Origin of the sequence: Paenibacillus sp. RC73 (assembly GCF_044908085.1) — a bacterium.
In the GTDB taxonomy this organism is placed as follows: Bacteria; Bacillota; Bacilli; order Paenibacillales; family Paenibacillaceae; genus Paenibacillus; species Paenibacillus terrae_A.
This window is the reverse complement of the sequence record NZ_JBIYCV010000003.1, coordinates 569,757-592,995: the sequence shown is the minus strand read 5'-3', so window position 1 is coordinate 592,995 and position 23,239 is coordinate 569,757. Positions and strand designations below refer to the sequence as shown.

The window sequence follows — 23,239 nt, the reverse complement described above, 5'->3', positions numbered from 1 at the left end:
TGGTCTCTTTTTAATAGCGGGGTGCCTAGACAAGCTGAATAGATAAAATTTAATCTTCTTTCATAGCTACGATTTGCATCTGGCCTAAATACTCCGAGCCACCAGATATTTTAAGAATTTTGAAATTATGCATTCTCATAAGTATTCTCAAGGAAATATGATCATATAGAATAACATGTAATGGTGGGTCTAGATGTCGCCAACCGCTTCCAGAATGATAGCTGGCTGTCGAACTGACATTAGGTGTATTTACAATAAATAATCCTCCGGCTTTTAGCACCCGTCTTATATTCTCCATGAAATGATGCGGATTAGGGATATGCTCCAATACATCAAAAGCTGTTACAACATCAAACGATTCATTATCAAATAAATGCTCATCCAATGAACCCGTTGTAATATTTAGTCCATGTTTTTGTCTACCTAATTGAGCTGCTTTTTCTGATATCTCCACTCCTTTTACATCCCAGTAGCGAAGTTGAGCCTCTAGTACAAAATTACCTGTTGAGCATCCCAAATCAAGTAGCTTACCTCTAGGATACTTAGTCTGATCTACATATGTCTCAACCAAATCCATTCTAGCTTCTAATACAGCTAATAGGCCTGGAGTAATTTGTTCCAAATCTGTAGACCAACCCATTTTTGTCCGATGCTCGTTAGAATAATAGACATTGTTATAAAACCAGTCTAAATAGCCCTCTGTCGGTTGAGGATTCATAAACACTGTACAGCATTCAGCACAGCGGTGTAGATTGGTTTCAAAACCATCATGTCCTTCAATAGAATACAACGGTGAGAAACTAGTTCCACTACAAACAGGACATTGTTTCGATACTTCCTTACTTTTATCTGCTTTGTAGGAGTTTAGTTCTTTTTCTCTCGCATAATTTAATTTTGAAGCAGTTACGATCTCGATCACTTCCATAGCCCGTTCCTTATAGGTATGTTTCGTAATAACATGCTCATATAATTCTTCCACAAGCTCTATTCTTTCTTTAGGATGAGTTAAGAAATAATCCCCCTTAGTGACAAGCTCTTCAAGACTCCCAAAAGAGATTTCGTTCCATACATCAGGGAATAACAGCTTCATGTCATCTTTATAGTCACTGAGAACAAAGGATTTAGAAGCAAAAACGTCGAAAACTCTGTTATTGACTGAAGTCTCAAGCTGGAGAGAAGAAATATTAAGATTTATCGCATAGCTTTGATATAACGAACTAAGTTCACTATTAGCTACTGACGGATGATGAATAAGATGGGTACTCGATAATTCCTTTGATCCATATACATGAATATCAATCCCACTAATACTATTCAAAACATGCTGACGTAAAATAGCACTTCCACGGATATGAATCGGCGCATAAATATTTCTCCAAAATGCATATGGATGTTTTTCATAGAGATATCGAATAGGTTCAAAATCCTTTAATAAAAATGCTTCCCTACATAAATCATAAGTGGGGATATTTATATTCTTCACTTTTTCATTAATGATGAAATTAATGAACTTTTGTTCAAGATGTTCTTCTACAACGTTATTATCAACTTTGGCTATGTTACCAACGAACGCCATTTCGCCTTCTTTAGCTCTAATTTCGGGATTCGGATAAAACTTCAGAGGATTTGTAGCAAGCATTATTGGATGTACATTCTTAATATTTCGTTCAATAAGCAACTGCAAACAATATTTATCCCACACAAAATGATAATAATACGAAGCATGCTCTTGAAATTCTGCTTCCAATCCTTCATCTATTGAAAAAAGAGGATTGTCATAATGTAAAGAAACGAGTGGAATGCCCATTTGGCGCAACAGGAATTGTTTTCCATCTTGAAAGATTCCAACACCCCCATAAGCAACAGCCATATCTGGATTAAAATCCCTTATATTTTGAATTTCTGAAAGCCCGAATCCCTCTTCTAATCTAACATACAGTATTTCATGTCCCAATTGTTCAAATGCAACAGCATAATCGTCGGTGATATAAGGAGCAATAACACCGTTTCTCCTGAATAGTACAATTTTCATGTTCTTCTCTCCCATTCGTGTTGCTCTAAATATTAGTTATTAAAAATACCTCTAAACCCTGCTACTAATTATTTTTGTTAACTGTTCAATGACAAACTTTTGATCTTCGAAAGTCATATTGGTATCCGATGGTAAACAAATTCCATTCAAAAACAATTCCTTACTCACATCTTTTTCTACATCATGTTTAAAGTAATCTGCCTCCGCAAACAGAGGCTGTATATGCAGCGGTTTCCATACCGGACGTGATTCAATATTAAACTCTTCCAGACCATCAATGATATCGGTAACGGTCTTTCTAATTTTTTTTGAATCAATTAACATAGTAGTTAACCATCGAGTCGACTTTCCAAATGATGCTTCTGGCATAAACTCTATACCATCTATGGCAGATAAAGCGTCATAATAGTTTTTAAATATTCCCCTCTTTTGAGAAATCCTTTTGTCCAAAACCTGTAGTTGACCGCGCCCAATTCCTGCTAAGACGTTACTCAGACGGTAGTTATATCCGATCTGACTATGCTGATAATGCTTGGCACGGTCTCTGGCTTGTGTGGCGTAAAATCTTGCCTTCTCTAACAGAATCACATCTTCAGAAACCAGCATTCCTCCACCTGACGTTGTGATTATTTTATTTCCATTAAAGGAAAATATACCGAATTTACCTATTACCCCACTCATTTGCTTACCATATGTAGCTCCTAGTGACTCTGCGGCATCCTCTATGATAGGGACTTCATATTCATCGCATAACTTCTTCAACCGATCATAATCAGCACTTTGCCCATATAGATTAACCACAATGACAGCCTTAGGCTTCTGCCCTTTATCTGCATATGTTTTAAGCGCTCTCTCTAATGCCTCTGGGGACATATTCCAGCTGTCGGGCTCAGAATCAATAAAGACGGGAATAGCCCCTTGATATAGTATAGGGTTAGCACTAGCAACAAAGGTGAGTGACGAACAAAAAACGATATCATCTTGTTGAACATTCAGCAAAATTAAGGCTAAGTGAATAGCTGCTGTACCGGAACTCAGGGCTACCGCTCCTTTGCTACCTACGTAATTTGCCACTTCCGATTCGAAGAGGTCAACATTCTTACCCAAAGGCGCAATCCAGTTCGTCTCAAAAGCCTCGGCAATATACTGCTGCTCCGCCCCGCCCATATGCGGTGATGATAAATAAATTCTTTTGTCACTGGACATTTCACTTCATCCCTTATCCTATAAGTTTTTGATAACTCTCGCTGGACACCCTACGGCAACAACATGATCCGGCAGATTACGGATTACGCATGAAGCCGCTCCTATTATTGTGTCATTCCCTATACTCACGCCCGGAATAAGGCTCGCACTTATACCTACATGACTCCGACAACCGATAGTAACCCCTCCAGCCACATGCACCCCTGGTGAGATATGTGCAAAGTGTTCGACACAGCAATCATGGTCTATGGTAGCTGCCGTGTTAATGATGACATGCTCTCCGATATGGGTATCTGCATTAATAACTGCGTTAGGCATCACTACCGTTCCTTCACCTATGGAGACATTGGAGCCAATGACAGCACTTGAATGGATAGCAGTACCAAATTGAACCTGCATCTGTTTTAAACGCTCCACAATATTCATACGAATGGAATTGTTCCCGATTGCTACAATGTACAAAGCTTCCGGGTACTTTAATGTGACCTGGTGTAATTGCCCCATACCGCCAAGATTCAGTATGCCATTCCATTCTTCTATCGGACAGCCGTCATCCATCACACCAACGATTGTTTCTTGACAGGAACGCAAAATATCTACAACTACCTTGCCATGCCCGCCTGCTCCGAAAACGATGTAGCTCAAATGCCATCATCTCCCTAATAGGTAATCGTTTTTTGGATAAGCTCATCTGTTTTAACCGTACTTTTTAATACATCAACGATACGTGCACTTGTACCCTTCTTACTGTACACATTACTTGAATTGGCAACCGTTTGTTGAAACAAAGCGGATAGCGCATATTCCAGTGCAATGGAGAGTTCCTTTTCATTCTGAGCAATATCTATGGTGTTCACAGAACGCTCTCTGCCTGTCTGCCGAGTTCCGATATTAATGACTGGAACATGAAAAGAAGCAGCCTCAATAATCCCCGATGAAGAATTTCCAATTAATATTTTTGCATTCTTCAACATCGTCAGATAATCAAGCTGCTCAAAACTGGCTACAAAGTATATCCCCTCTCTTGTAGCAAAGCGATTATACACGTCCACGATCGCATCGGCTCCAGCATCCGAATTAGGCATCACACAAATAACCTCATTCTCTCCAGTCAAAAGAACTTCTAGCATCTTACCAAGCATGCTCATATCGGCCTCTTCCGTTGTGACAGGATGGTAAGCAAATAACACATAATCGTTATCTAAATCCAGATCGTATTTACGTTTTGTCTCCTCTAGCTCAGGCAAGGATGTCTTCATCATCGTTTCAATTCTCGGGGCACCGACTACATGAATTCTCCGCGGTTCTTCACCAAGCCTGATTAGGCGCTCTCTACTTCCATTTGTAGCCACGAAGTGAATGTGAGCCAACTTACTGATCGCATGCCGAACAGACTCATCAATCGTGCCGGACACTTCGCCACCATGTAAGTGAACAAGCGGAATGTTCATGTGAGAAGACACAATCGCGGCTGCAAGCATTTCTCCCCGATCTCCCAGAACAACGACGAAGTCTGGCTCCAAAGCCTCGATGGATTGCGTCATGCCCATGATTGCTATTCCGATAGAGCGAGACATGTTGGCATGAGTTGACCCTTGCAGCAGACAGTCTACCTTAGCGGATACACGAAATCCGTCCTTTTGAATAGCGTCCAATGTATATCCGTACTGTGGAGATAAATGCATTCCTGTCACCAACAGATGGAGCTCCAGAGCATTTTCATCCTCAATAGCCCGCAAAACCGGGTAATATATCCCATAATCAGCCCGTGTTCCGGTAATCACCAATACTTTCTTCATTGCACATCATCCCATGACAACAAATAGTCTTCATGTACATCCTTTAAAAGCTGCTTGCCAACTAAATCAGCATAATATTTAGGCGCTATTCCCGTTCCAGGGCGTTTGATGACTAGGTCTTCTTGAGTTATCGTCTGGCCTGCCTTTTTAGGTGCTGCCATCACAACACTTTTTCTTGCAACAGCTCTGGTGCTTTCCTCAGAGGGCATACACCTTTTAACCCCATCCCCCAAAGCCTGCTCTACATTACGAATCGCAACAACCATTCTGGAGAAATCAACAGGCTCCAGTGAAGCCTTATGGTCAGGACCTGGAAGTGATCGATCCAACGTAAAATGCTTTTCAATAATTCTCGCTCCCAATGCTGAAGCCGCTACAGCAATCTCAATCCCAGCAGTATGATCCGAATATCCTGTGACCTTCCCAAAAGCTTTAGAAATGGTATTCAGAGCCAACAAGTTAACATCTTCCAAAGGTGCCGGATAGTCGGAAGTACAGTGTAGCAATAATACGTCACTTTTTTTGAATGCTTGTAACGATTCTCCAATTTCATCCAGATTAGACATTCCGGTAGATAAAATAATTGGACGCTCATAGCGATCGAGCTTCTGAAGAAAGGGAATATTGTTCATATCTCCCGATCCAACCTTGAATGCATCGATATCAATTGAATTCAGAAAATCGGCACTTTCTTCATCAAAGGGTGTAGAAAGAAAGTCTATTCCTTTAACCTCACAATACTTTTTCAACAGAACAAAATCATCAAAGCTTAATTCCAGCTGTTTTAACATGTCCAGTTGGCTCTCGGTGGAGTTCGTATTTTCTGTCTGGTAATTAGCCTTTTGGGCGTACTTGGTTACCAGTTTTTCGCTTTTAAAGGTCTGGAACTTCACCGCATCGGCACCGCACAAAATCGCCTGATCAATACACTCAAATGCGAGATCCAATGATCCGTTATGATTTACGCCCACCTCTGCAATAATGTAGATGGAGTGGCTGTCGTTATTCGATAAAAAACTTTGCATGTTACACTACTCCCTCCTATTGCGAGGATCACTTGTGATTGGATTCTCTCCAAAGAAACTCTGCCATTTTTAAATCAAACTCGTCATCTATGTCAACAGATCGCTCTTTGGGCATAATGTAGCCACAATTATTAGGTCCTATCAGAGTGCCACTGTTCATCAACAAATCTCTTTTTACGATATAGATGGCTCCGTTTAGAACATACAATTCCTTGAGATCCTGTCTCCTCAAATGCTCCCTTTCACCTTTCAGGTAGGACGTAAGCCGTCCGTTATCCATTTCTCTTAGCAGGTAGGGTTGAACTTCTGATAAAGCGACACTTTGTAGTGAATCAGCCTGATTACTTGAAAATATTGTATACGCCTCTTCAATATCCATAGCATTTCGCAATGGAGATGTGGGCTGCAGCAGCATAATAACATCAAAAAATTGATCCAGTGTCTGTTCATAAAATTCAACAGCATGCTTTAATACATCAATGCTTTTGGCCTCATCGGTAGCCAGCTCAGCGGGCCTTATAAATGGAACTGCTGCGCCAGCTTGGCCTGACACACGAGCAATTTCTGCACTATCCGTTGTAACTACAACTTCATCTACACAGCTACTGTTCAACGCTGCCTCAATACTATATTGAATGAGCGGTTTATCATGTAACAATCTAATGTTCTTACCAGGTAAACCTTTTGATCCACCGCGCGCAGGAATAATCGCCAGGCATTTGTGATTGCCCATCATACAGTACCAATTGTAAAACCCAATCCATTTTTTTCAATCAGTTCCCGAATGGCTGTCTGGAAGATCTGCGGTGCAGTCTTCGAAGAATACTCTTGAGGAATCGCCTTTTGAAAACCTTCATATTCCTGCTCTGCTGTATGAAATGACGAAGGGATAATATACATTTGTCCATTCTCCAATGCTCTTTCAGATTCCTCAAGTGACATCAGTTCTTCATACAGTTTTTCTCCCGGCCGTATTCCAGACTCGATGACTTCACCCGAATAGATATTGCCAGTTGCCTGTTCAAACGAATCAATCAAACATTGGGCCAAGTCTGTGATTTTAAGAATCGGCATTTTAAGTACAAATACTTCTCCGCCTTGTGAGTGATGCGCTGCATCTATTACCAGTTGAGCTGCTTGAGGAATAGACATCATAAATCGGGTCATCTCTGCATGTGTGACAGTCACCGGGATTCCCTTAGCAATCTGATCCCGGAATAACGGAATAACAGACCCCCTTGAGCCCATAACATTCCCAAAGCGGACACATGAGAAGACGGTACGTTTGCTACCTTTGTACAAGTTGGCCGCTGAAATCAAACGTTCTGATAGTAACTTTGTAGCACCCATTGTATTTGTTGGATTTACCACTTTATCTGTGCTGATGGCTACCACTTTTTCTACATTATGCTCAATAGCTGCCTCTATTAAATTTTGTACACCTATGACATTCGTTTTCACTGCCTCCATGGGGTTGTACTCGCATGCAGGCACATGTTTAAGAGCAGCGGCATGAAAAATGTAATCTACATCCTCCATGGCATAGCTGAGCCTCTGCTTGTCCCTGATATCACCGATCAGATAACGGACATTCGTATATTCTTTTAATTCCTGCTGCAGATCAAACTGCTTACTCTCATCCCGGCTAAAAATTCGCAGAGCTTTAGGATTATAGGATAAAATATTACGTACAATTTCGCTTCCAATCGAGCCTGTGCCGCCCGTAACCAGTACAATCTTGTTGGTAAACATAATGACCTCCGGAGTGTAAAACGATTAATTTATATATCTTTATGGACCAATGGATCGCTATCTGTTTTTTTATCTAAACGGCGAATCGATTCTGAAAACATTTCTTCAAGTATTGGGATTTGTGCTGTGATATCCTCTAGCAGCTTACCCAGATGCTCATAGATTAGATCAGACTTACGAGTCAACTGATGTTCTGTCACAATCACAGGGAGCACCTGATCAAAACGCGCAATTTCGATAGGCATAATGGACTCAAATATAGGTGAGAACCAATCCCTGTTGGCAATCAATCCCCACATCTGCTCTATAGACTCCACCATACTTTGGGCCTTTGCTGGTTTAGTCCGGCTAAATTCGCGTATTTTTTTCATCAGCTTATGAATTGCTGCAATCTCAGAACGTACATTGGAAAGATCTCCGAGTGTCGCTATCAGCTTATCTCTGACATCCTGCACCTTATTCATATCAGCAGCAATATTTATTTTGTTTATCAAATCGGCAATTGCATCATGATCAACAGATTCTGATGCTAACAATTTATACATCTCTTCCATCGGTTCGTATGGGGCTCCCTCAATCACTGCACCATTTCGAGTTGAATTGATAAATTCAATCCTTGGAAGTGCCTTAATCAGATTTTCGAGTCCATCCTTCATCTGGGAGAAACTTTCGTCTGTAGTATTGTATGTCCCCTTTACATTTAGCACTTTTTTAGGTGCTTCCTGCACTTTCTTATCTGTAGTTTCGGCTGCAAAATGTTCAATTCCATCTGCGTAGAATTTGTTATCAGGGAACGACAAATCCTGACCTGCAAGTATGATCCGTTTAGCCCCTAGACATGCTGCTACTTGAATAACTGTTCCTGCGACCGTCTCTGTAGGGGATATAAAGAGTTCCTCTTTACTGAGTCCAAAGAAATACTGAGATATAGCATCACTTTTCATAATACTATGGATTTTCTCTGCACAGTTCTGGTCAGAGATTTCATAATAAGAAGAGGAAGTAAACAATAAAGGCTGCTCTCTCGTTTCAGAGGAAGCAAAGATTTTCTTATTGACTGAATGGCCATCCATTATTACAGCAAGGTGAGGCTGTATTCCATGCTTTATTAATGCCTGAATGCTGGAGCCTGCTGAAATAATCAGTGCGTGAGGACGTAATTTTTTCAGCCATTCGATATCTTCCTGTAAAGATGGGCCTGATGATACAACAATCACCGTCACACCCTCAAAAGCGTGAAAAAGCCGCTCAATGGAAGGAGTGTATAGTACATCAGATAGATGATATAGAAAATTTCGAGTCCATTCTTCTCGAAAACGATGCTCTGTATGTTTATCTATCATAAAGCTCTGGCGGTACTCCTGAAATTTTCCCTTTACTTCACGTAGCATACTCATATCATCTGATAGATACTTACGCAGCGCAATAAACACTAAATCTTCCATCATGTAACTATTCAGCATATGAAACATCATATTGAGCTGAGAATCACCAACAGATAGCCAGTACAAATTGGGATGCCCCAGCAAAAGACTGAGGTCATACTCCGTCACAGCCTTCCGAAAAAGCCGCTCATCCGGCTCGTATACAAACAGCCAGTGATTCGGGTACAATTCGAGGAGATCAACAATGCTGAGTCCCCTTTCAAATCCATATACAAAAAGGATCTTTCCGTTTCCAATTGCTCCCTGAACAGCATTAAGCCAAGCGATATCCCTTTCAAAGGGCTCCGTAAACAAAGGTATAGATAAGTCATCATTCGGCAAACTATTTATTTGGGTTGCAACATGAGGAAACCTCTGCTCTAGAATTGTATGGTTTATTTGTAGTTGAGACAAGGTAATACCACCGTTTCGCATTAATATTTGTTAACTAGTATATCGGATTTACTCTTAATGGAATGAAGCTTTTCACAGAAAATACCCCCATTCTTAAATCGAATGGGGTACGCTCCATAAAGCATTTTTATTTGCGATGATCAATAAACAAACTGTCTACAGAATAAGCCTGCTGGTATGCATGCTGCTGCACACGAATGGCTCCACGTTTCTCCATCCAGTGACCCGCTTCATCCTTAAGTGCATGCATACGCTGTAAAATTACCGAATCGTGACTTAGTATATCACGAATTTTCTGCTTATTATTTTCCGTTATCGACGGCTGAAAGGACTGCATCTGTTCTACAATGCGCTGCCTTTGATCTGCAAACTGTTCAAACTCTTCCTCACTTAAATTCATAAGGTTAGATAACACTGCTTCTGTCCTATGTTGCAGTTCTTCAAGGAGTACTTGCATATTAGGATCTGCCATTACACACTACCAACTACACCAGGCATTTTCATGGCTTCCAACCAAGCTTCCCGTAGGTCAGTCAAATGTTCCAGCACCTCTTGTGCCGGAGCGGCTATTTTGTGAACATTCGCCTCGATCAGCTCATGCAGCATATATTCATACACCCGCAATAAGTCATGGGATATTGGATACTCAAAATTCAACGCAGATATCAACTCGTGTACAATAGCTTGTGCTTTACACAAATTATTATTTGCTTTCTCGTTATCCCTATTCTCTATCCCCTCAATCCCCGCACGAACGAAACGAATAGCCCCATCGTACAGCATAATCAGCAGTTTAGGCTTGGATGCAGTTTGTGCTTGAGTCTGCCGGTATTTCTGATAGGGTGTATTGATCAATTGTAAAACCTCCTTTATGACGACATGCCTGTAAGACTCGAAGATGTATTATTATACTTGCTTATTGCCGTTTCCATGGCGGTGAATTTTTTGTAATAGTTAGTTTCAATCATCGTTAGACGGCTGGTCATGTCACTAATTCGACGGTCCAGACTCGTTAATTGCTCTCCCATTGTGCTCGTAGAAAGAAATGAAGCCGTTAGATCCTTACTAACTTTTGAAGTACCGGCTGTATCGGCCATTCTTTGCAGTGAAGTATTCGAAATCTTTTTAAGTTTAGCAATAACACCATCTTGCTGTGTGTATTTATTGGTTAGCGCGGTACTTGGATCCTGTTTCCCAAAAAAATTCGTGATAATATCCGGGTCTTTTTCAACCGCTGCACGCAATTTGTCTGCATCCAAAATTAGCTTGCCTTTCGTATCATACGTCCCCGTAGTGATCCCAAGCTCAGACATCATTAAAGGCTTATTCTTACCATTTGCATCAACTCTGCCGATATCTACACCTTGAATCATGGCATTACGCATTTCAGATAATGTATCCTGCAGGATAGGATCGTTTCTAAGCATCCCACTCTTGGCCTTGGTTGTCCAGAGCTTGACTTCATCATCGCTCATACCGGCTTTTTGTTCCGTCGTAAGCGGAGCGTATTTTTTATATCTCTCCTCACTAACCTTGCTGTTGAGTGTAGCAAGAACATCATTATAAGCATCAACAAAGCTTTGAATATTTTCGACGATCTTATCCGTATCTTTGGTAGCTTCTATTCTTGTCGCAGCACCACCTGCTGTCTTAAGCGTAATATCAATACCATTAATGGTAAAATTATTAGAAGATTTTTTGACTTCAAGTCCATTTACCTTTAGCAAAGCATCGGTTCCGTTCGTTGAAGATAGTTTAAACTCACTACTAATTTGAGAATCAATATTGAATGCTTGGGAACCGGTGGTTTTACTTGTTAATGACAAACCGGATTTGGCATCATATAGAGCAGTTACTCCTGTCTTACTGTTCTCATTAATTTTTTTGACAAACGATTCAATCGTTTCGTTGGCATCCACATCAATGGTGGCCCCACCAACCTGAACCGTACGAGCTGCCCCATCTGAAAAGGCAAGCTCAGTGCTTGCCTTTTCAGACCATGAGCTGTCTGAGACAGATCTTGCGGCAGTAGCGAGATTTATTACCGAGATATCCAATACCCCACTGGCAGACGATGAAGCCGATGCAGTCAACGCGTCACTATTTCCCGTTACTGTTACTTTCTGCGGATTCATTGAAGCAGTACGACTTAATGTACCTAGTTTATCTTGTAGAAATGAAACAACTTTAGTACTGGACTCACGATAGTTTTCCCGTTTCCATTCCATCAGTTGTTTTTGTTGATTCAGCTTATCTAGCGGTACACGTTCAGCAGTCATCAACTTTTTGACCATTGCATCAATATCCATCCCAGAGGCAAGGCCACTTATTCTGGTTACCATAATTATATGTCCCCCTATACTTTTTTATCGATAATTATTCCAGAAATTTCCATCATCATAGCCGCTATATCCAGAATTTTCTCAGGAGGTACCTCACGAATCAAATCTCCCGTTTCCTTGTTCATCACTTTTATCATGATTGCATGTGTCTTTTCATGTACCGATATTTCAAACGTCTTCTGTGGGCCTTGAATAGCATCAATTGCTTTCTGTAGCTCCAAAACTGCTTCCTCATGTGTCTGCTGTTTCTGCGCGGTACCACTTCTATTGGCTGTCTGGACAGCATCTTGTACAGTAGCATAATTGGTTTCGGCATCTGAAGGGGCTTCACGTTGTATTCCTGCTGATGGCTGAATCGGCAACAAACTCCCAGTGCTAGGGGGGATCATCGAGTCCATAGAATAACCTCCATTAATAATATTAGACACAATAAAACCGTTCTGTATTTGAAATGCCAATACATTATATATCGGTAAATGAGTGCAAATATTTATGAAAAAAATAAAATAAAAAACAAAAAAAAAGATCCTGCGATACACAGGATCTTTTTTTTGTAAACTTATGTCGTTTAAAATTAACGCAGCAACGACAATACGCCTTGTGGCGCGGAGTTTGCTTGTGAAAGCATAGATTGGGAAGCTTGCAGCAAGATGTTGTTTTTGGACAGAGTAACCATTTCTTTTGCCATGTCAGTATCACGAATACGGGATTCGGAAGCTGTCAGGTTTTCTACAGTTGTGCCCAAGTTGTTGGAAGTGTATTCCATACGGTTTTGCATAGCACCGAGGTTCGCACGTTGCTTAGCAACAGCTTCAATTGCAGCTGTTGTAGCAGAAAGTTTTACATCAGATTTGAGGCCACGGAAACCAGTGGAACTGATACCTTTAATACTGAGAACGAACACGTTATCATCAGCTTGGATTTTAACGGTTCCACCAGAAATCGCAATACCGTTGAATTTAGTGTTGGACAGGATTGCATCAATTTGACCGCCCAATTGACCAAGTTCTGCTTTGATGTTGGATTTATCGCCAGCGCTGTAAGTATCATTAAGTTGTTGAACGCCCAGTTCTTTCATACGAGTCAACATGGAGGATACTTCGTTCATTGCACCCTCAGCTGTTTGTGCGAAAGAGATACCGTCTTGAACGTTACGTTGTGCTTGTTCCAGACCACGGATTTGACCGCGCATTTTTTCGGAAATGGAGAGACCAGCAGCATCGTCAGCTGCACGGTTGATACGCAGACCTGAAGACAATTTTTCCATGTTTTTACTTGCTGCTGTGTTGTTCAATTGCATGTTACGGTGTGTATTTACTGCTGGTAAGTTGTGATTGATAATCATTTTATATTTCCTCCCTGAAATGGTTTAATTCCCACGTCCTTGTGGTATAAGCGTCTTCACAGGTCGGCCGCCCTGAAGAATTACCGCTCTAAAATATATATCGACCCTATGATGAGAATTGTTTATAGCATTCCAGCTTTTTTTTGAAATATTTTCTTAGTAGTTTTCGAAACTTTCAAACTCACCCAAGTGGAGATTTTCGATATTACGATAAACGGTGGAGAACATGGTTATATCAAAATTATTGTTCCAGATAATTAAGCATAAAATCTAGTCAAACAAAGACCGACACTTTACTTGTGTCGGCCTTCCTCAATGTATGTGCACCTCTAAGATTAGCGAATCAGGACTTTCTCTCTTCCATCTCCAACATTGCACTTTGAATGGCATTGGAATCCATAACTGCACATTGATTGTTTTGCTGAATAGCATCAAAGACTTCTTTTCGGTAAATATCGATATCCTTAGGAGCAGAAATACCAATTTTCACATTATCCCCTTCAACGGAAAGAACAGTAATGACGATATCATTCTGAATCACAATGGATTCACCCTTTTTACGCGTCAATACGAGCATCAGGACTCACCGCCTTTATCGGGCTCTATTCCATTCCATAATGGATGCTTAATTGTATAGTCTGTATTCTGCAAAACGATTTGCTTTCCTGTATGCTGTTCAACGTTAAAAATTAAAGGTGCAAGCAAATTCACCGTTGTTTTGGATTGATCGCTGTTCCATGTGCAGATACATCGTACTGCTATCTGTTCTTGACTGGTAATTCCAATATCCTCAAGAGCATCATCAGATAGCTCAAATTCATAATCTTCAAAAAAATCAAAGGGATTTACAGTAATAAAAATAGTAGCAGGTTGCTCTACTGCACTGAAAAGACTAAATAATTCATTATGCTCCTGTAGTTGAAATTCCCGAAGTTGTTCAAAGCCCGGTATTCCTTTTGGAAACACATAAAGAACGGTGTTGGTATCTTGGTTTTCTTCTTCTATTTTCTGTTTTGGGGTCATTAGTAACTCCTCCTATAAATAGTAACAAAAAAGCTACGGACCACTCGTCCATAGCTTCAAGTAACAATGTCAAAGATAAAAATCAACTCATAAAGTCCATCAGAGATGGCTGCATGATCTTGGCAGATGATTTCAAGGCAGCCTCATAGATAGTTTGGGCAGATGTAGCTTGAATCATCAGACTGGCAACGTCTGCATCCTCTGTTTTGGCTTGAAGTGTCGTCAAATTCAAATTACGATCATCTAAACGGGCTTGTACCAATTCAACCCGGTTCGTGCGTGCACCTACTTCAGACAAACTTGTTTGCATTTTGGTAAAACGGGATTCAATGCTTGAAAGTTGACTTGATATTGCTGTACTATTCCCACTGGTTAATGCGGTGGATAATGCATCCATGACCTTAAAAACATTATCTGCATCTGTCGATTTCCCGAAAAAATCGCTGCCTGACGTGTTTACCCGAAATGCATCTTGATCCCCGATCGCATAACTAACTGCACCTTGATCCGGATTAATCTGATCATAACTCGTGACCGTAGCTGATAGCTGATACGGTGCCTGATCATAATTTTGCCCATTGAAAACATACTTCCCACGAAGCTGACTGTTACCAATATTCATCATTTGCTCTTTTAGTTGGTCAACTTCCAGTTTAATCGAATCCAGGGCGGATTGAGGAAGTGTTTCACTTGAAGCCTGAACTGTCAGCTCTTTAAGCCGCTTCATTACATCACCGGCCTGTTGCATAGTCGTATCAGTAAAATCCAACCAGCTAACTGCTGCGTCTGAATTGGTTTTGTATTGTTCATTAGAAGCTAGCTCAGCTCTGTAACGTAGTGCATAGGTTACTCCTACAGGGTCGTCTGAAGGCTTATTCAACTTACGACCTGTAGAAATCTGGTTCTCCATTTTGCCCATATTATTGTTATTCCGATTCAGGTTACTGAGCAGTTGCATATTGGTCATCCCTGAGGTTACTCGAATTGGCATAACTTACTCCACCTTCTCATTATACTAGAGACCTACGCGGCCTGTACCATTAATCAGCTTGTCCAACAGTTGGTCAAATGTAGTCATGAACCGTGAGGCTGCACTATAAGCATGCTGAAATTTGATCATATTGGACATTTCTTCATCCAATGACACCCCACTGACCGACTGACGGTTCATGTCCACTTGCTCGGTCAACAGCTGTGCATTTTGTGATTGGCGCTCTGCTTCCTTGGTTTGGACGCCCAATTGTCCTACGATTGAACTGAAGAAGTCATCTACAGTGGTTGTCTGGGCTTGAGTGGTATTAAAGCCAAACTTCACATTTTTCAGGTTCGCCATTGTCAATGCCAAAGCATTGTTACCTACGGTTACCTTCTCATTCGCCGTACCCGTTCCATCTACCCGCAAAGAGCTGGAAATTTTGTTGGGATCATCTTGAATATCCTTATTCAGCGTAATATTACCTGCTGTAATGGCAGCCCCATCTTTGGAGGTAAAGAACGCCCCACCTTTTTGCGGTGTCGTGCCACTAAGCGTGTATCCTAGCTGGTGAAGGCCATTAATCCCTTGTACGGTTACTTTTAAATCGGCCGTCAAGGTTCTATTGTTATTCGCATTCGAGTAAGTGACTGCTGTGTTATTGGCACCCGAATTCAGTACCGTTCCCTCGGGTAGAACTGTACCTGCGGGTAAAGTAATTTCAATGTTGCCATTTGCCAGGGTATTAGCCAACTGGTCCATCTGACTCTTGTAATCCGCTACATATTTATCCCGGGATAGAATCATACCGTACACTTCTCCGCCGGTTAATGTCCCCCCCTGATATGCAGCCTCAAGACCAGCCGCCGTAATAGCGGTTACCTCTGTACCCGCAACAGCTACTTGTCCGGCCACCGTTACCTGATAGCCGTTATCCAACTGAGTTACCTGCACATTCGCAAGTTTGGACAACTGGTCAATCGCATAATCCCGCTGATCCCGCAAATCATTCGGGTTATCTCCAATTTGCTCCAGTTTATAAATATTACCGTTCAGATCCGCTACAGACTGCAATAATGAGTTCATCTCAGTTGTTTTTAATGTAACGTTACTAGTCAAATCAGAACTGAGTGCATCCAACTGTTTGCTGGCCTGATTCATAGCATCTGTCAGAGCAAGCGTAGTCTCTTTTACAATTTTGCGATTCGTAACATCCTGAGGATCTTGGCTCAGATCGGACCATGCATCCCAAAAGTTATCCATGACTTTGCGGATCCCCGTATCCGAGGGCTCGTTCATAATCGTTTCCAGCTTATTCAACGTATCATAGCGGATATCCCAGCCACCTTGAGAAGAACTTTCGTTGCGGTACTGGTCATCCAGAAATGTCTGACGAACACGCTCAATAGCGGTAAATTCGACCCCTGTACCCATCTGACCTCTTACAACAGAACGGTTCAAACCATACGCCTCCATAGATTCAGAGGCTTTCATACTGACCACTTGTCTGGAATAACCGGCTGTGTTGGCATTGGAAATATTGTGTCCGGTTGTATTTAATGCTGCCGTTTGTGTGTTTAAGCTTCTTTTGGCTGTTTCTATACCATGAAATGTTGAGACCATGTTTTCCTCCTTCTATTAGGCGCGTGTATCAAATAGGCCCGCCGTCACAGTTGATATACTTTTATCGGCCGGGCGCTGGTAAGTCGCTTCCGATTCCGCATAATATGACATACTCTCAATGGAAAAATCGATATAGGAAATCGCCTGCTGTATAAGCTGTTGATTCAACTCATTTAGTTTCTTCAATTCCTGAAGAGTATTCGCCAAATTTTTTTGAATATGAAGGAGCCGCTGCTTGTCTTCTAGATCAAAAACGAGACGGGACAATTCCGTAATATTGAGGTTCAACCTGGACTTAATACCACGTTCCTGCAAAAATGCATATGCAGCCTGCATACGTTGTTCATCCAACTGCTCAATGTATCTGGAAAGCTTCGATTCCTGATTCATGACAGCGATAAGTTGTTCCACCCGATTGGAGATCAGCGCATCTTTTTTCTGCTCTCCCAATGAAATTAATTGCTGATGTGACACTCTGAGTTCCTCCAACACATCAATCAGGCGCTCTAAAGGCATACCCTTCACCTAGCTTTCGGAAGACTGTTTGAAGTAAGGTAACAGCTTCTCTGCAATTTTGTCAGCATCCACACGGTAGGTTCCAGAAGCTACTTGCTGCTTAAGCTCCTGAATCTTTTTAACGCGGTCTGCGTCACTGCTGCGGTTCAGCATTTCCATCGCTTCCGGGGAAATCGAGACCTCGTCCTTGCGACGGGATTTCTTTTGTTCCTCCTGGCGTCCTGCTTCAATATTTCGTTGATATGGGTTAATGGCTCCGATGCGGTTGGTCTCGTTAATTTTCATAACTTCCACCTTCCTTATTTATTTGAAATGGTCAGAATGTATCAGACGACATAGCGTCGAACATGGTTCGTATTATGTCTTACTTCTTTATTTTGTGCATGTTTGCTAAAAATAAAAAAACCGATAAGCTCTATAAAGATTATCGGCGGTATTTGAAACTTTTTGAATAGCTGAATTCGTTTTTAATTCCCTTGTACTACTTTCCGCGAAGTTTATCAATCGCACTGTAGGTACCTGAACCCATACCATTACTCTGATCCTGCTTGCTGCTTTCGCTGGCGGCCTGATGCAGGTCTTTGGTCAGGCGTGTTCGACAAGAATCGCACATATGCCCTTCCCGTATCGGTGTCCCGCATACCTCGCAAGGATACGTCATATTAGGCGCATTAGCAATGGAAATACGTCCCTCACGTATAAAGGTCGTAACTTGCTTAACGGATATCCCGGTAGCCTCCGAAAGCTCCTGCATATGACAGCCCTTATTTTCACGTATATATTTGACGCATTGCTCGTATTCAAGCTCAATTTCTTTAATACAGTTTGGGCAGATTCCCCTAACATTCATAATAAACAGCTTTCCACAGCGAGGACAGTTATCCAAGTTCATCCTCTGCAGCGCCCCTTTCCTGTTTCCGGTCTTGTATTGGTGTATCCTTACATTACCTTACACCTAAGAGCCTCGTCTAGCGAATATTTTTAAAAAAAGTGTGATAGATTTTACACAATTGCACATTTTGTACGATATCATAATAAAGGTACAAAATGCTTAACGTACTCTGTATTAGGAAGTGCAACGAGAAATCTAAGCATTTAAATCCTACACCAGCTAACGGGGCCATAACCTAATATCAAATCTTTACTTACATCTATATAATGATATGCAAATCGCATGTAACCTAAGGAGACAAATGATTTCTCCCAGATCAATCTAATGCATGTGTCTATTTATCGTCATACAACGCTCAGGTTTTTAGATGAAAATAAAATAAGCGCCATTCCGGTTATTTCGGGAATAGCGCTTCACTATAATTAAAATAGCTGTATATGATTATAATTGGATGTAGATATACGAATCAAGATGAGGGAAAAACCGGGCGAAACAATCCTCAGAAGAATTCATGTTCACCTGTGCCCCGAATGCCACCAAGTAACTGATACAAATCCGGGGGAACGGCGCCCATACGAATGCTCCGCACATGGAGTGTGGGTATTCATTATATCAATGCGACTAACATCATCCCAGCTTAAAATCTATCTGAAGATAGGTGTAGACGCACCATTGAAAATTTGCAGTCCAAAAAAACATGCTATTTCACAAATAATTATTCAAAAAAGCATTGTTTTAATAGAGGCCTTCCCGTATACTGTAGTCAAACACTTGGTTTAATAAAAACATTTTATTATGAATTTATAATGGATTATTTATTAGTGTTTGTTTGTGGAACTTGCAGTTCTTGGCCTGCTTTAATCAGGTTGTTGATTTTAAGCAGTTCTTCAACAGTTACACCGTATTTTTCAGCAATGGAAGTCAGCGTATCGCCATCTTGAACACTTACTGTGATTGTATTTACAGTAGCCGGTGTTACAGTTGTAGTAGCTGGTGTTGTTGTTTGATTATTGTTCTCGGCAGCTGGTTGAGCCGGTGTTGTAGTCGTAGCATTTTCAGTTCCGAAGAGTCTAGCTTCCAGTGCTTTCTGTGCTGCTTCTTGTTGTTCAATAATCAGTTGTAGTTCTGCCTGATCCTTGTTGTAATCCGAGTTAGACTTTGCGGATACTTGACCTGTAGCAAGTGGACTCAACAGAGATACTGCACCTAAACTGATTGCCAACATGCTAGATACTGCTACTTTTTTCATTACGTTTTTCATGATTTTTTCTCTCCTCTTTTTTAAGTCAAATTTTAATTAACTGCTTTACTACTGAGCGAGACACTCCCAATGTCCGCTCTGTTGTCGTTAGCTAATCATTTATTACCAAACCATGTTAGCTATCAACAGATAGAAATTGTACTCCTATTTTCCAAATAAATCAACCTCTAAATTGAAATATTCTGTTTTCATCCCTCACTTCCTTACTTTTTGTGTGTGTCTATATTTTTATTATATACCTCTCTCTATCTCGTTGTCAAATCTTGCTTATTGTGCGGTTTAAAAGGCTTCTCTGCTCTAGCATTTGGGCTTTTCTCGGAACGGTATGAACTTTTTTCCCTGGCTCCAAACCAAAACTCTCGTAAAGGGGACATGAAATTCAGGCTTATGACCTTGCCAAAGTCAGACAAAAAATGGTCATATGTATACCCTCTTCGGATGCCTTTTCCCCTAAAACACGCGCACACGCTTGTAAAGTACTTCCAGTTGTATAAATATCGTCCACCAGCAAAACAGTAACATATTTATGATACTCCATTTTGCGTTGAAACTCAGCATTTAAAACAAAATGCTTAATTAACTCCGTCATACCTGGCACAACAGAGAACGCATTATACATCGTGTGTGTGCGTTCTTTTTTTGTTTTGAAGCTTTGTTTGCCAGTATCTTGCGGACGAGCAAGTAAAGGTAAAAAGAGCAGCTTATTCCGCTTGGCAAGCTCCTCTGCCAAAATTTGAGCCTGATTGAAACCTCGCTCTGTCAGTCGTGTCTCACTTACCGGAACACATGTCACCAAATTCACGTTCCGCAGAGACTGATTGAAACGAAAATATTCCCGACCAGTAAACTCATGCCTCATAGCCTGATAAGCCCGATGCATCATTTCGCCGAGCGGAGGACCGTACTTTTCATTTCCGCGATACTTAAACTGCCCAATCCATTCTCTCATGATAGGCGTATAGCTAGCCGCACTCCGATTACACACATAGTAGCGTGCTGTCCGGTCAGACCTTACACAATCAGGACAAAATGTCGAGCGTCCACAATGAACACATCGAATGTTGTGAATCCAGGGAATTTGAGCCGAACAAGAAGTACAAATCCCGGGAAACTTGGAAAAACTCCCAGCGTGAATTCCACAAGCGATACATGTTTCCGACTGACGCTGAAGTAGCCAATTCAAAAAAAGTTGAGTTCTGCGCATCATTTTCATACAAAATGCACCTCTCTTGGTAGTTTACGTGTCAACATTGCATCAGGTTTCACATTTCCAAAAAAACTTTTTTTATTTTGCGCATTTAATGTTTTACCTCCTGTAGATAGCCCTTTTTTCGCGCTAGTGTATTCATACGCTTAATTTGTCTAATCGCCCTCTTTTGGCCGCGAGTCCATTGGGGAGATGTGAAAACGACGCTTCCACGCGGGTCATCCTTCGACCTTCCTGCTCGACCAGCCATTTGTACCAGAGAGGCTTCATCAAAAAGACTGCTATCCGCGTCCAGTACATATACATCACTCCGTGGAACCGTCACACCGCGTTCCAAAATAGTGGTTGTGACCAGTACACGTATTTCAGTTGCCCGAAAGGAACGTACCTTAGCGCTTCGCTCTTCATCCTGGGATGAGGTGCCCGCAATTGGGATATGAGGCAGGCGTTTGATCAACAATTCTACTAGAGATTGAATATGTGAGATTCGTGTTACAAACAGGAAGACCTGAGCGCCGCGATGTATGGATGCGGACAAGCGTTGAATCAGGGATGCAGGAAGCCGCCCTTTTTGCAGCCAATGCTTCACCGGAGTAGTCTCCAAACGGAGTGGGACAGGCAGTGGATGACGATGAAAACGAACGGGAACCTTGGCGTGCGGTAATAGGCCGCGTGCAGCCTCTTTTTGCAATAGTATCGGTGGAGTAGCAGACAAATAAATGAATTTCCCCTCCGGCTTACACACAGCCTGTGCGGCAAAGGCGAGCATAGGATCATTGTGATAAGGAAACGCGTCAATCTCGTCAATGACAACCAGATCAAAGGCCTGACGATAACGCAGAAGCTGATGAGTTGTCGCAAGTGTCAGCTGTCCCCTTTGCCAGCGTTCATCACTGCCTCCATAGAGCGTCACCATGCTTACATGGGGAAAGGCGATAGCCAAACGGGGGGCCAATTCCAGTACCACATCCCGACGCGGTGTCGCTACAAGCGCCGTTCCTCCATGCTCCAGCACATGTTGCAGGAGTGGAAACATCATTTCTGTCTTGCCTGCGCCAGTCACGGCCCAGAGTAAAAACCGCTCTGCCGCGACATCGGCCTTACCGCCGACGCCAGGCATGTGCCATACGCCTTCGCCAGTTGTTGGCGAAGAATGCCTGCTGCTGCTGTCGCGGGCAAGGACATTGCCCTGCGGCGCAGCAGCAGGGCTTGGCCCCCGGCGTGTAGCCATGCCACGCCGCAGCAGCTCGCACGCCCGGAGCCAGAGGCTTTGCGGGCGGACTGGCCCCCGCACCCCACCGGGCGGTGCGGCCAAAAAGCGCAGCGCCGCTTCGGCGGCGGCGCGTTGCGCAGGGCTCAGCCCCCAGCGGTCAAGCTCCGCGGCCGGGGCTGTGTCCGCCGTGCGCGGCACGGCGGGTTTCGCTGCACCGCGCAGCAGCAGCGAGCACTCACGGCTGCGCCCCAGCGCGAGACACGTCTCGCAGTAGGCGCACGCCTTGCGTCCGCACGATGCACAGCCCGTGCGGTACATCGCCCCGCTGCCGCAACGATTGCAGCGGAGATCACGCGCGGCGGACCGGCGCGTATATGGTGCAAGGCCAGCAGCAAAGCTGAGCCGGCCTTGCAGGTACGCGAGCTGCGCAGCTGAGCGCCAAACGCGCTCCAAACCTGGCGCCGCCTCAGCCAGCAGCGCTTCAGCTTCCGGAACGAGCAACTGGCGTCCTGACAGCAAATCAGCCAGCACATCCGCTTGTCGTGCCACACACTCCATATCCAGTTTTTCGATTTCACTGTTAAAATGCCTTGTTTGACTGAGGTACGTTACTCCTGCCATTCTCCGTTCCTCACTCCCTCTCCCAAACATCATGCTGCTTGGATGGAGTATCTGCCCATCCCAAATGCATATAGCATCGATTCCTTTGGCCAAATACTGATCTGCGTCAAAAGGCTCTGAATTCAGCTCATCCTTTAGCTGTGCGAGAACGTATTGCCACCATTGCTCCCTTGTCCATCGCTCCATGTCCGTTGATCCCCTGAACACTTCACACAGCTTTACGCCCCAAGGCAACGGAAGACCTCGCCCCAGTATCACCCATTTTTCGACAGCATTCTCCTGTCCATCGCTCGCTTTCAACCACCATGTCATATCTACTCGAATATCCACGGATAAGCGGATATCCCATTTCCCCCTATAATTGACCACATATACCGAAATTTTCATTTGGCCCCCCTCCCACTCCTCAAGTGTTTGTTTTTCCTCCTACCCATACAACAAAAAAAGCACACTTCCATGGCTCATAGCCTGAAGTGTACTTCACATCATTCGGATTTCAGCGAAATCCCTTTTATCTTGCATATGCAATTCCTTATAACATTTATATCCGGTTTCGACCGTAATGTCCACA

The 23,239-nt window shown here is 42.6% G+C and carries 23 protein-coding genes; all 23 read right to left on the bottom strand.

All coding sequences use genetic code 11. The features are described 5' to 3' along the window. Positions 1-49 precede the first annotated feature (49 nt). Complete coding sequence (locus tag ABH897_RS09555; RefSeq protein ID WP_283653535.1) at positions 50-2,032, bottom strand: glycosyltransferase family protein; 1,983 nt, start codon at positions 2,030-2,032, stop codon at positions 50-52. A gap of 51 nt (positions 2,033-2,083) precedes the next feature. Continuing rightward, positions 2,084-3,238, bottom strand: a complete 1,155-nt coding sequence (locus tag ABH897_RS09550) for a DegT/DnrJ/EryC1/StrS family aminotransferase (RefSeq protein ID WP_404591690.1) — start codon at positions 3,236-3,238, stop codon at positions 2,084-2,086. An 18-nt stretch (positions 3,239-3,256) separates the two neighbouring features. Beyond that, complete coding sequence (locus ABH897_RS09545) at positions 3,257-3,883, bottom strand: acetyltransferase (protein WP_283653537.1); 627 nt, start codon at positions 3,881-3,883, stop codon at positions 3,257-3,259. Between the two features lie 14 nt (positions 3,884-3,897). Then, a complete protein-coding gene (gene neuC, locus ABH897_RS09540; protein WP_404591688.1) occupies positions 3,898-5,037 on the bottom strand; it encodes a UDP-N-acetylglucosamine 2-epimerase in 1,140 nt (379 codons plus the stop codon). Then, on the bottom strand, positions 5,034-6,062 hold the full coding sequence (gene neuB / locus ABH897_RS09535; protein WP_283653539.1) for an N-acetylneuraminate synthase: 1,029 nt from the start codon (positions 6,060-6,062) through the stop codon (positions 5,034-5,036). The genes neuC and neuB overlap by 4 nt, the downstream gene beginning before the upstream one ends. A gap of 28 nt (positions 6,063-6,090) precedes the next feature. Beyond that, positions 6,091-6,798, bottom strand: coding sequence for an acylneuraminate cytidylyltransferase family protein (locus tag ABH897_RS09530; protein WP_404591686.1), 708 nt, complete (start codon positions 6,796-6,798; stop codon positions 6,091-6,093). After that, entirely contained in the window at positions 6,795-7,814 is a 1,020-nt protein-coding gene (locus ABH897_RS09525) for a UDP-N-acetylglucosamine 4,6-dehydratase family protein (RefSeq protein ID WP_404580892.1), read from the bottom strand. Before ABH897_RS09525 ends, ABH897_RS09530 begins: the two co-directional genes overlap by 4 nt. A gap of 29 nt (positions 7,815-7,843) precedes the next feature. After that, on the bottom strand, positions 7,844-9,652 hold the full coding sequence (locus ABH897_RS09520; protein ID WP_283653543.1) for a motility associated factor glycosyltransferase family protein: 1,809 nt from the start codon (positions 9,650-9,652) through the stop codon (positions 7,844-7,846). A gap of 127 nt (positions 9,653-9,779) precedes the next feature. Further along, positions 9,780-10,052 carry a hypothetical protein gene (locus ABH897_RS09515; protein WP_283657380.1) on the bottom strand — a complete coding sequence of 91 codons (273 nt, stop codon included), beginning with the start codon at positions 10,050-10,052 and terminating at the stop codon, positions 9,780-9,782. Between the two features lie 71 nt (positions 10,053-10,123). Then, on the bottom strand, positions 10,124-10,507 hold the full coding sequence (gene fliS, locus ABH897_RS09510) for a flagellar export chaperone FliS (protein ID WP_053326240.1): 384 nt from the start codon (positions 10,505-10,507) through the stop codon (positions 10,124-10,126). Positions 10,508-10,521: 14 nt separating this feature from the next. Beyond that, positions 10,522-11,994, bottom strand: coding sequence for a flagellar filament capping protein FliD (fliD, locus tag ABH897_RS09505; protein WP_283653545.1), 1,473 nt, complete (start codon positions 11,992-11,994; stop codon positions 10,522-10,524). A gap of 14 nt (positions 11,995-12,008) precedes the next feature. Continuing rightward, positions 12,009-12,392 carry a flagellar protein FlaG gene (locus tag ABH897_RS09500; RefSeq protein WP_283657381.1) on the bottom strand — a complete coding sequence of 128 codons (384 nt, stop codon included), beginning with the start codon at positions 12,390-12,392 and terminating at the stop codon, positions 12,009-12,011. Between the two features lie 176 nt (positions 12,393-12,568). After that, positions 12,569-13,339: a flagellin N-terminal helical domain-containing protein gene (locus ABH897_RS09495; RefSeq protein WP_283653547.1), complete on the bottom strand. Its 771-nt coding sequence runs from the start codon at positions 13,337-13,339 to the stop codon at positions 12,569-12,571. A 343-nt stretch (positions 13,340-13,682) separates the two neighbouring features. Beyond that, entirely contained in the window at positions 13,683-13,916 is a 234-nt protein-coding gene (gene csrA / locus ABH897_RS09490) for a carbon storage regulator CsrA (protein WP_283653548.1), read from the bottom strand. After that, positions 13,916-14,362 (bottom strand): flagellar assembly protein FliW, encoded by a 447-nt coding sequence (locus ABH897_RS09485; RefSeq protein ID WP_283653549.1) that lies wholly within the window; start codon positions 14,360-14,362, stop codon positions 13,916-13,918. The genes csrA and ABH897_RS09485 overlap by 1 nt, the downstream gene beginning before the upstream one ends. Before the next feature lie 82 nt (positions 14,363-14,444). Then, positions 14,445-15,353, bottom strand: a complete 909-nt coding sequence (flgL, locus tag ABH897_RS09480; RefSeq protein ID WP_283653550.1) for a flagellar hook-associated protein FlgL — start codon at positions 15,351-15,353, stop codon at positions 14,445-14,447. A gap of 24 nt (positions 15,354-15,377) precedes the next feature. Beyond that, a complete protein-coding gene (gene flgK / locus ABH897_RS09475; RefSeq protein ID WP_283653551.1) occupies positions 15,378-16,958 on the bottom strand; it encodes a flagellar hook-associated protein FlgK in 1,581 nt (526 codons plus the stop codon). Between the two features lie 15 nt (positions 16,959-16,973). Further along, positions 16,974-17,474 carry a flagellar protein FlgN gene (locus tag ABH897_RS09470; RefSeq protein WP_283653552.1) on the bottom strand — a complete coding sequence of 167 codons (501 nt, stop codon included), beginning with the start codon at positions 17,472-17,474 and terminating at the stop codon, positions 16,974-16,976. Between the two features lie 9 nt (positions 17,475-17,483). Then, entirely contained in the window at positions 17,484-17,759 is a 276-nt protein-coding gene (flgM, locus tag ABH897_RS09465; RefSeq protein WP_014278436.1) for a flagellar biosynthesis anti-sigma factor FlgM, read from the bottom strand. 196 nt (positions 17,760-17,955) lie between these two features. Further along, a complete protein-coding gene (locus ABH897_RS09460) occupies positions 17,956-18,366 on the bottom strand; it encodes a TIGR03826 family flagellar region protein (RefSeq protein WP_283653553.1) in 411 nt (136 codons plus the stop codon). Between the two features lie 811 nt (positions 18,367-19,177). Continuing rightward, positions 19,178-19,627 carry a LysM peptidoglycan-binding domain-containing protein gene (locus ABH897_RS09455; RefSeq protein WP_404519442.1) on the bottom strand — a complete coding sequence of 150 codons (450 nt, stop codon included), beginning with the start codon at positions 19,625-19,627 and terminating at the stop codon, positions 19,178-19,180. Positions 19,628-20,012: 385 nt separating this feature from the next. Further along, entirely contained in the window at positions 20,013-20,576 is a 564-nt protein-coding gene (locus tag ABH897_RS09450) for a ComF family protein (protein WP_404519440.1), read from the bottom strand. Positions 20,577-20,925: 349 nt separating this feature from the next. Further along, on the bottom strand, positions 20,926-23,055 hold the full coding sequence (locus ABH897_RS09445) for an ATP-dependent helicase ComFA (protein ID WP_404591684.1): 2,130 nt from the start codon (positions 23,053-23,055) through the stop codon (positions 20,926-20,928). Between the last annotated feature and the right edge of the window lie 184 nt (positions 23,056-23,239).

Bases quoted from the DNA above. Each gene is read 5' to 3' on its own strand.
- ABH897_RS09555 (WP_283653535.1), bottom strand. From the start codon at position 2,032: ATGAAAATTGTACTATTCAGGAGAAACGGTGTTATTGCTCCTTATATC.
- ABH897_RS09550 (WP_404591690.1), bottom strand. From the start codon at position 3,238: ATGTCCAGTGACAAAAGAATTTATTTATCATCACCGCATATGGGCGGG.
- neuC (WP_404591688.1), bottom strand. From the start codon at position 5,037: ATGAAGAAAGTATTGGTGATTACCGGAACACGGGCTGATTATGGGATA.
- neuB (WP_283653539.1), bottom strand. From the start codon at position 6,062: ATGCAAAGTTTTTTATCGAATAACGACAGCCACTCCATCTACATTATT.
- ABH897_RS09530 (WP_404591686.1), bottom strand. From the start codon at position 6,798: ATGATGGGCAATCACAAATGCCTGGCGATTATTCCTGCGCGCGGTGGA.
- ABH897_RS09525 (WP_404580892.1), bottom strand. From the start codon at position 7,814: ATGTTTACCAACAAGATTGTACTGGTTACGGGCGGCACAGGCTCGATT.
- ABH897_RS09515 (WP_283657380.1), bottom strand. From the start codon at position 10,052: ATGAATTTAAGTGAGGAAGAGTTTGAACAGTTTGCAGATCAAAGGCAG.
- fliD (WP_283653545.1), bottom strand. From the start codon at position 11,994: ATGGTAACCAGAATAAGTGGCCTTGCCTCTGGGATGGATATTGATGCA.
- ABH897_RS09500 (WP_283657381.1), bottom strand. From the start codon at position 12,392: ATGGACTCGATGATCCCCCCTAGCACTGGGAGTTTGTTGCCGATTCAG.
- ABH897_RS09495 (WP_283653547.1), bottom strand. From the start codon at position 13,339: ATGATTATCAATCACAACTTACCAGCAGTAAATACACACCGTAACATG.
- csrA (WP_283653548.1), bottom strand. From the start codon at position 13,916: ATGCTCGTATTGACGCGTAAAAAGGGTGAATCCATTGTGATTCAGAAT.
- ABH897_RS09485 (WP_283653549.1), bottom strand. From the start codon at position 14,362: ATGACCCCAAAACAGAAAATAGAAGAAGAAAACCAAGATACCAACACC.
- flgL (WP_283653550.1), bottom strand. From the start codon at position 15,353: ATGCCAATTCGAGTAACCTCAGGGATGACCAATATGCAACTGCTCAGT.
- flgK (WP_283653551.1), bottom strand. From the start codon at position 16,958: ATGGTCTCAACATTTCATGGTATAGAAACAGCCAAAAGAAGCTTAAAC.
- ABH897_RS09470 (WP_283653552.1), bottom strand. From the start codon at position 17,474: ATGCCTTTAGAGCGCCTGATTGATGTGTTGGAGGAACTCAGAGTGTCA.
- flgM (WP_014278436.1), bottom strand. From the start codon at position 17,759: ATGAAAATTAACGAGACCAACCGCATCGGAGCCATTAACCCATATCAA.
- ABH897_RS09460 (WP_283653553.1), bottom strand. From the start codon at position 18,366: ATGAACTTGGATAACTGTCCTCGCTGTGGAAAGCTGTTTATTATGAAT.
- ABH897_RS09455 (WP_404519442.1), bottom strand. From the start codon at position 19,627: ATGAAAAACGTAATGAAAAAAGTAGCAGTATCTAGCATGTTGGCAATC.
- ABH897_RS09450 (WP_404519440.1), bottom strand. From the start codon at position 20,576: ATGAGAGAATGGATTGGGCAGTTTAAGTATCGCGGAAATGAAAAGTAC.
- ABH897_RS09445 (WP_404591684.1), bottom strand. From the start codon at position 23,055: ATGAAAATTTCGGTATATGTGGTCAATTATAGGGGGAAATGGGATATC.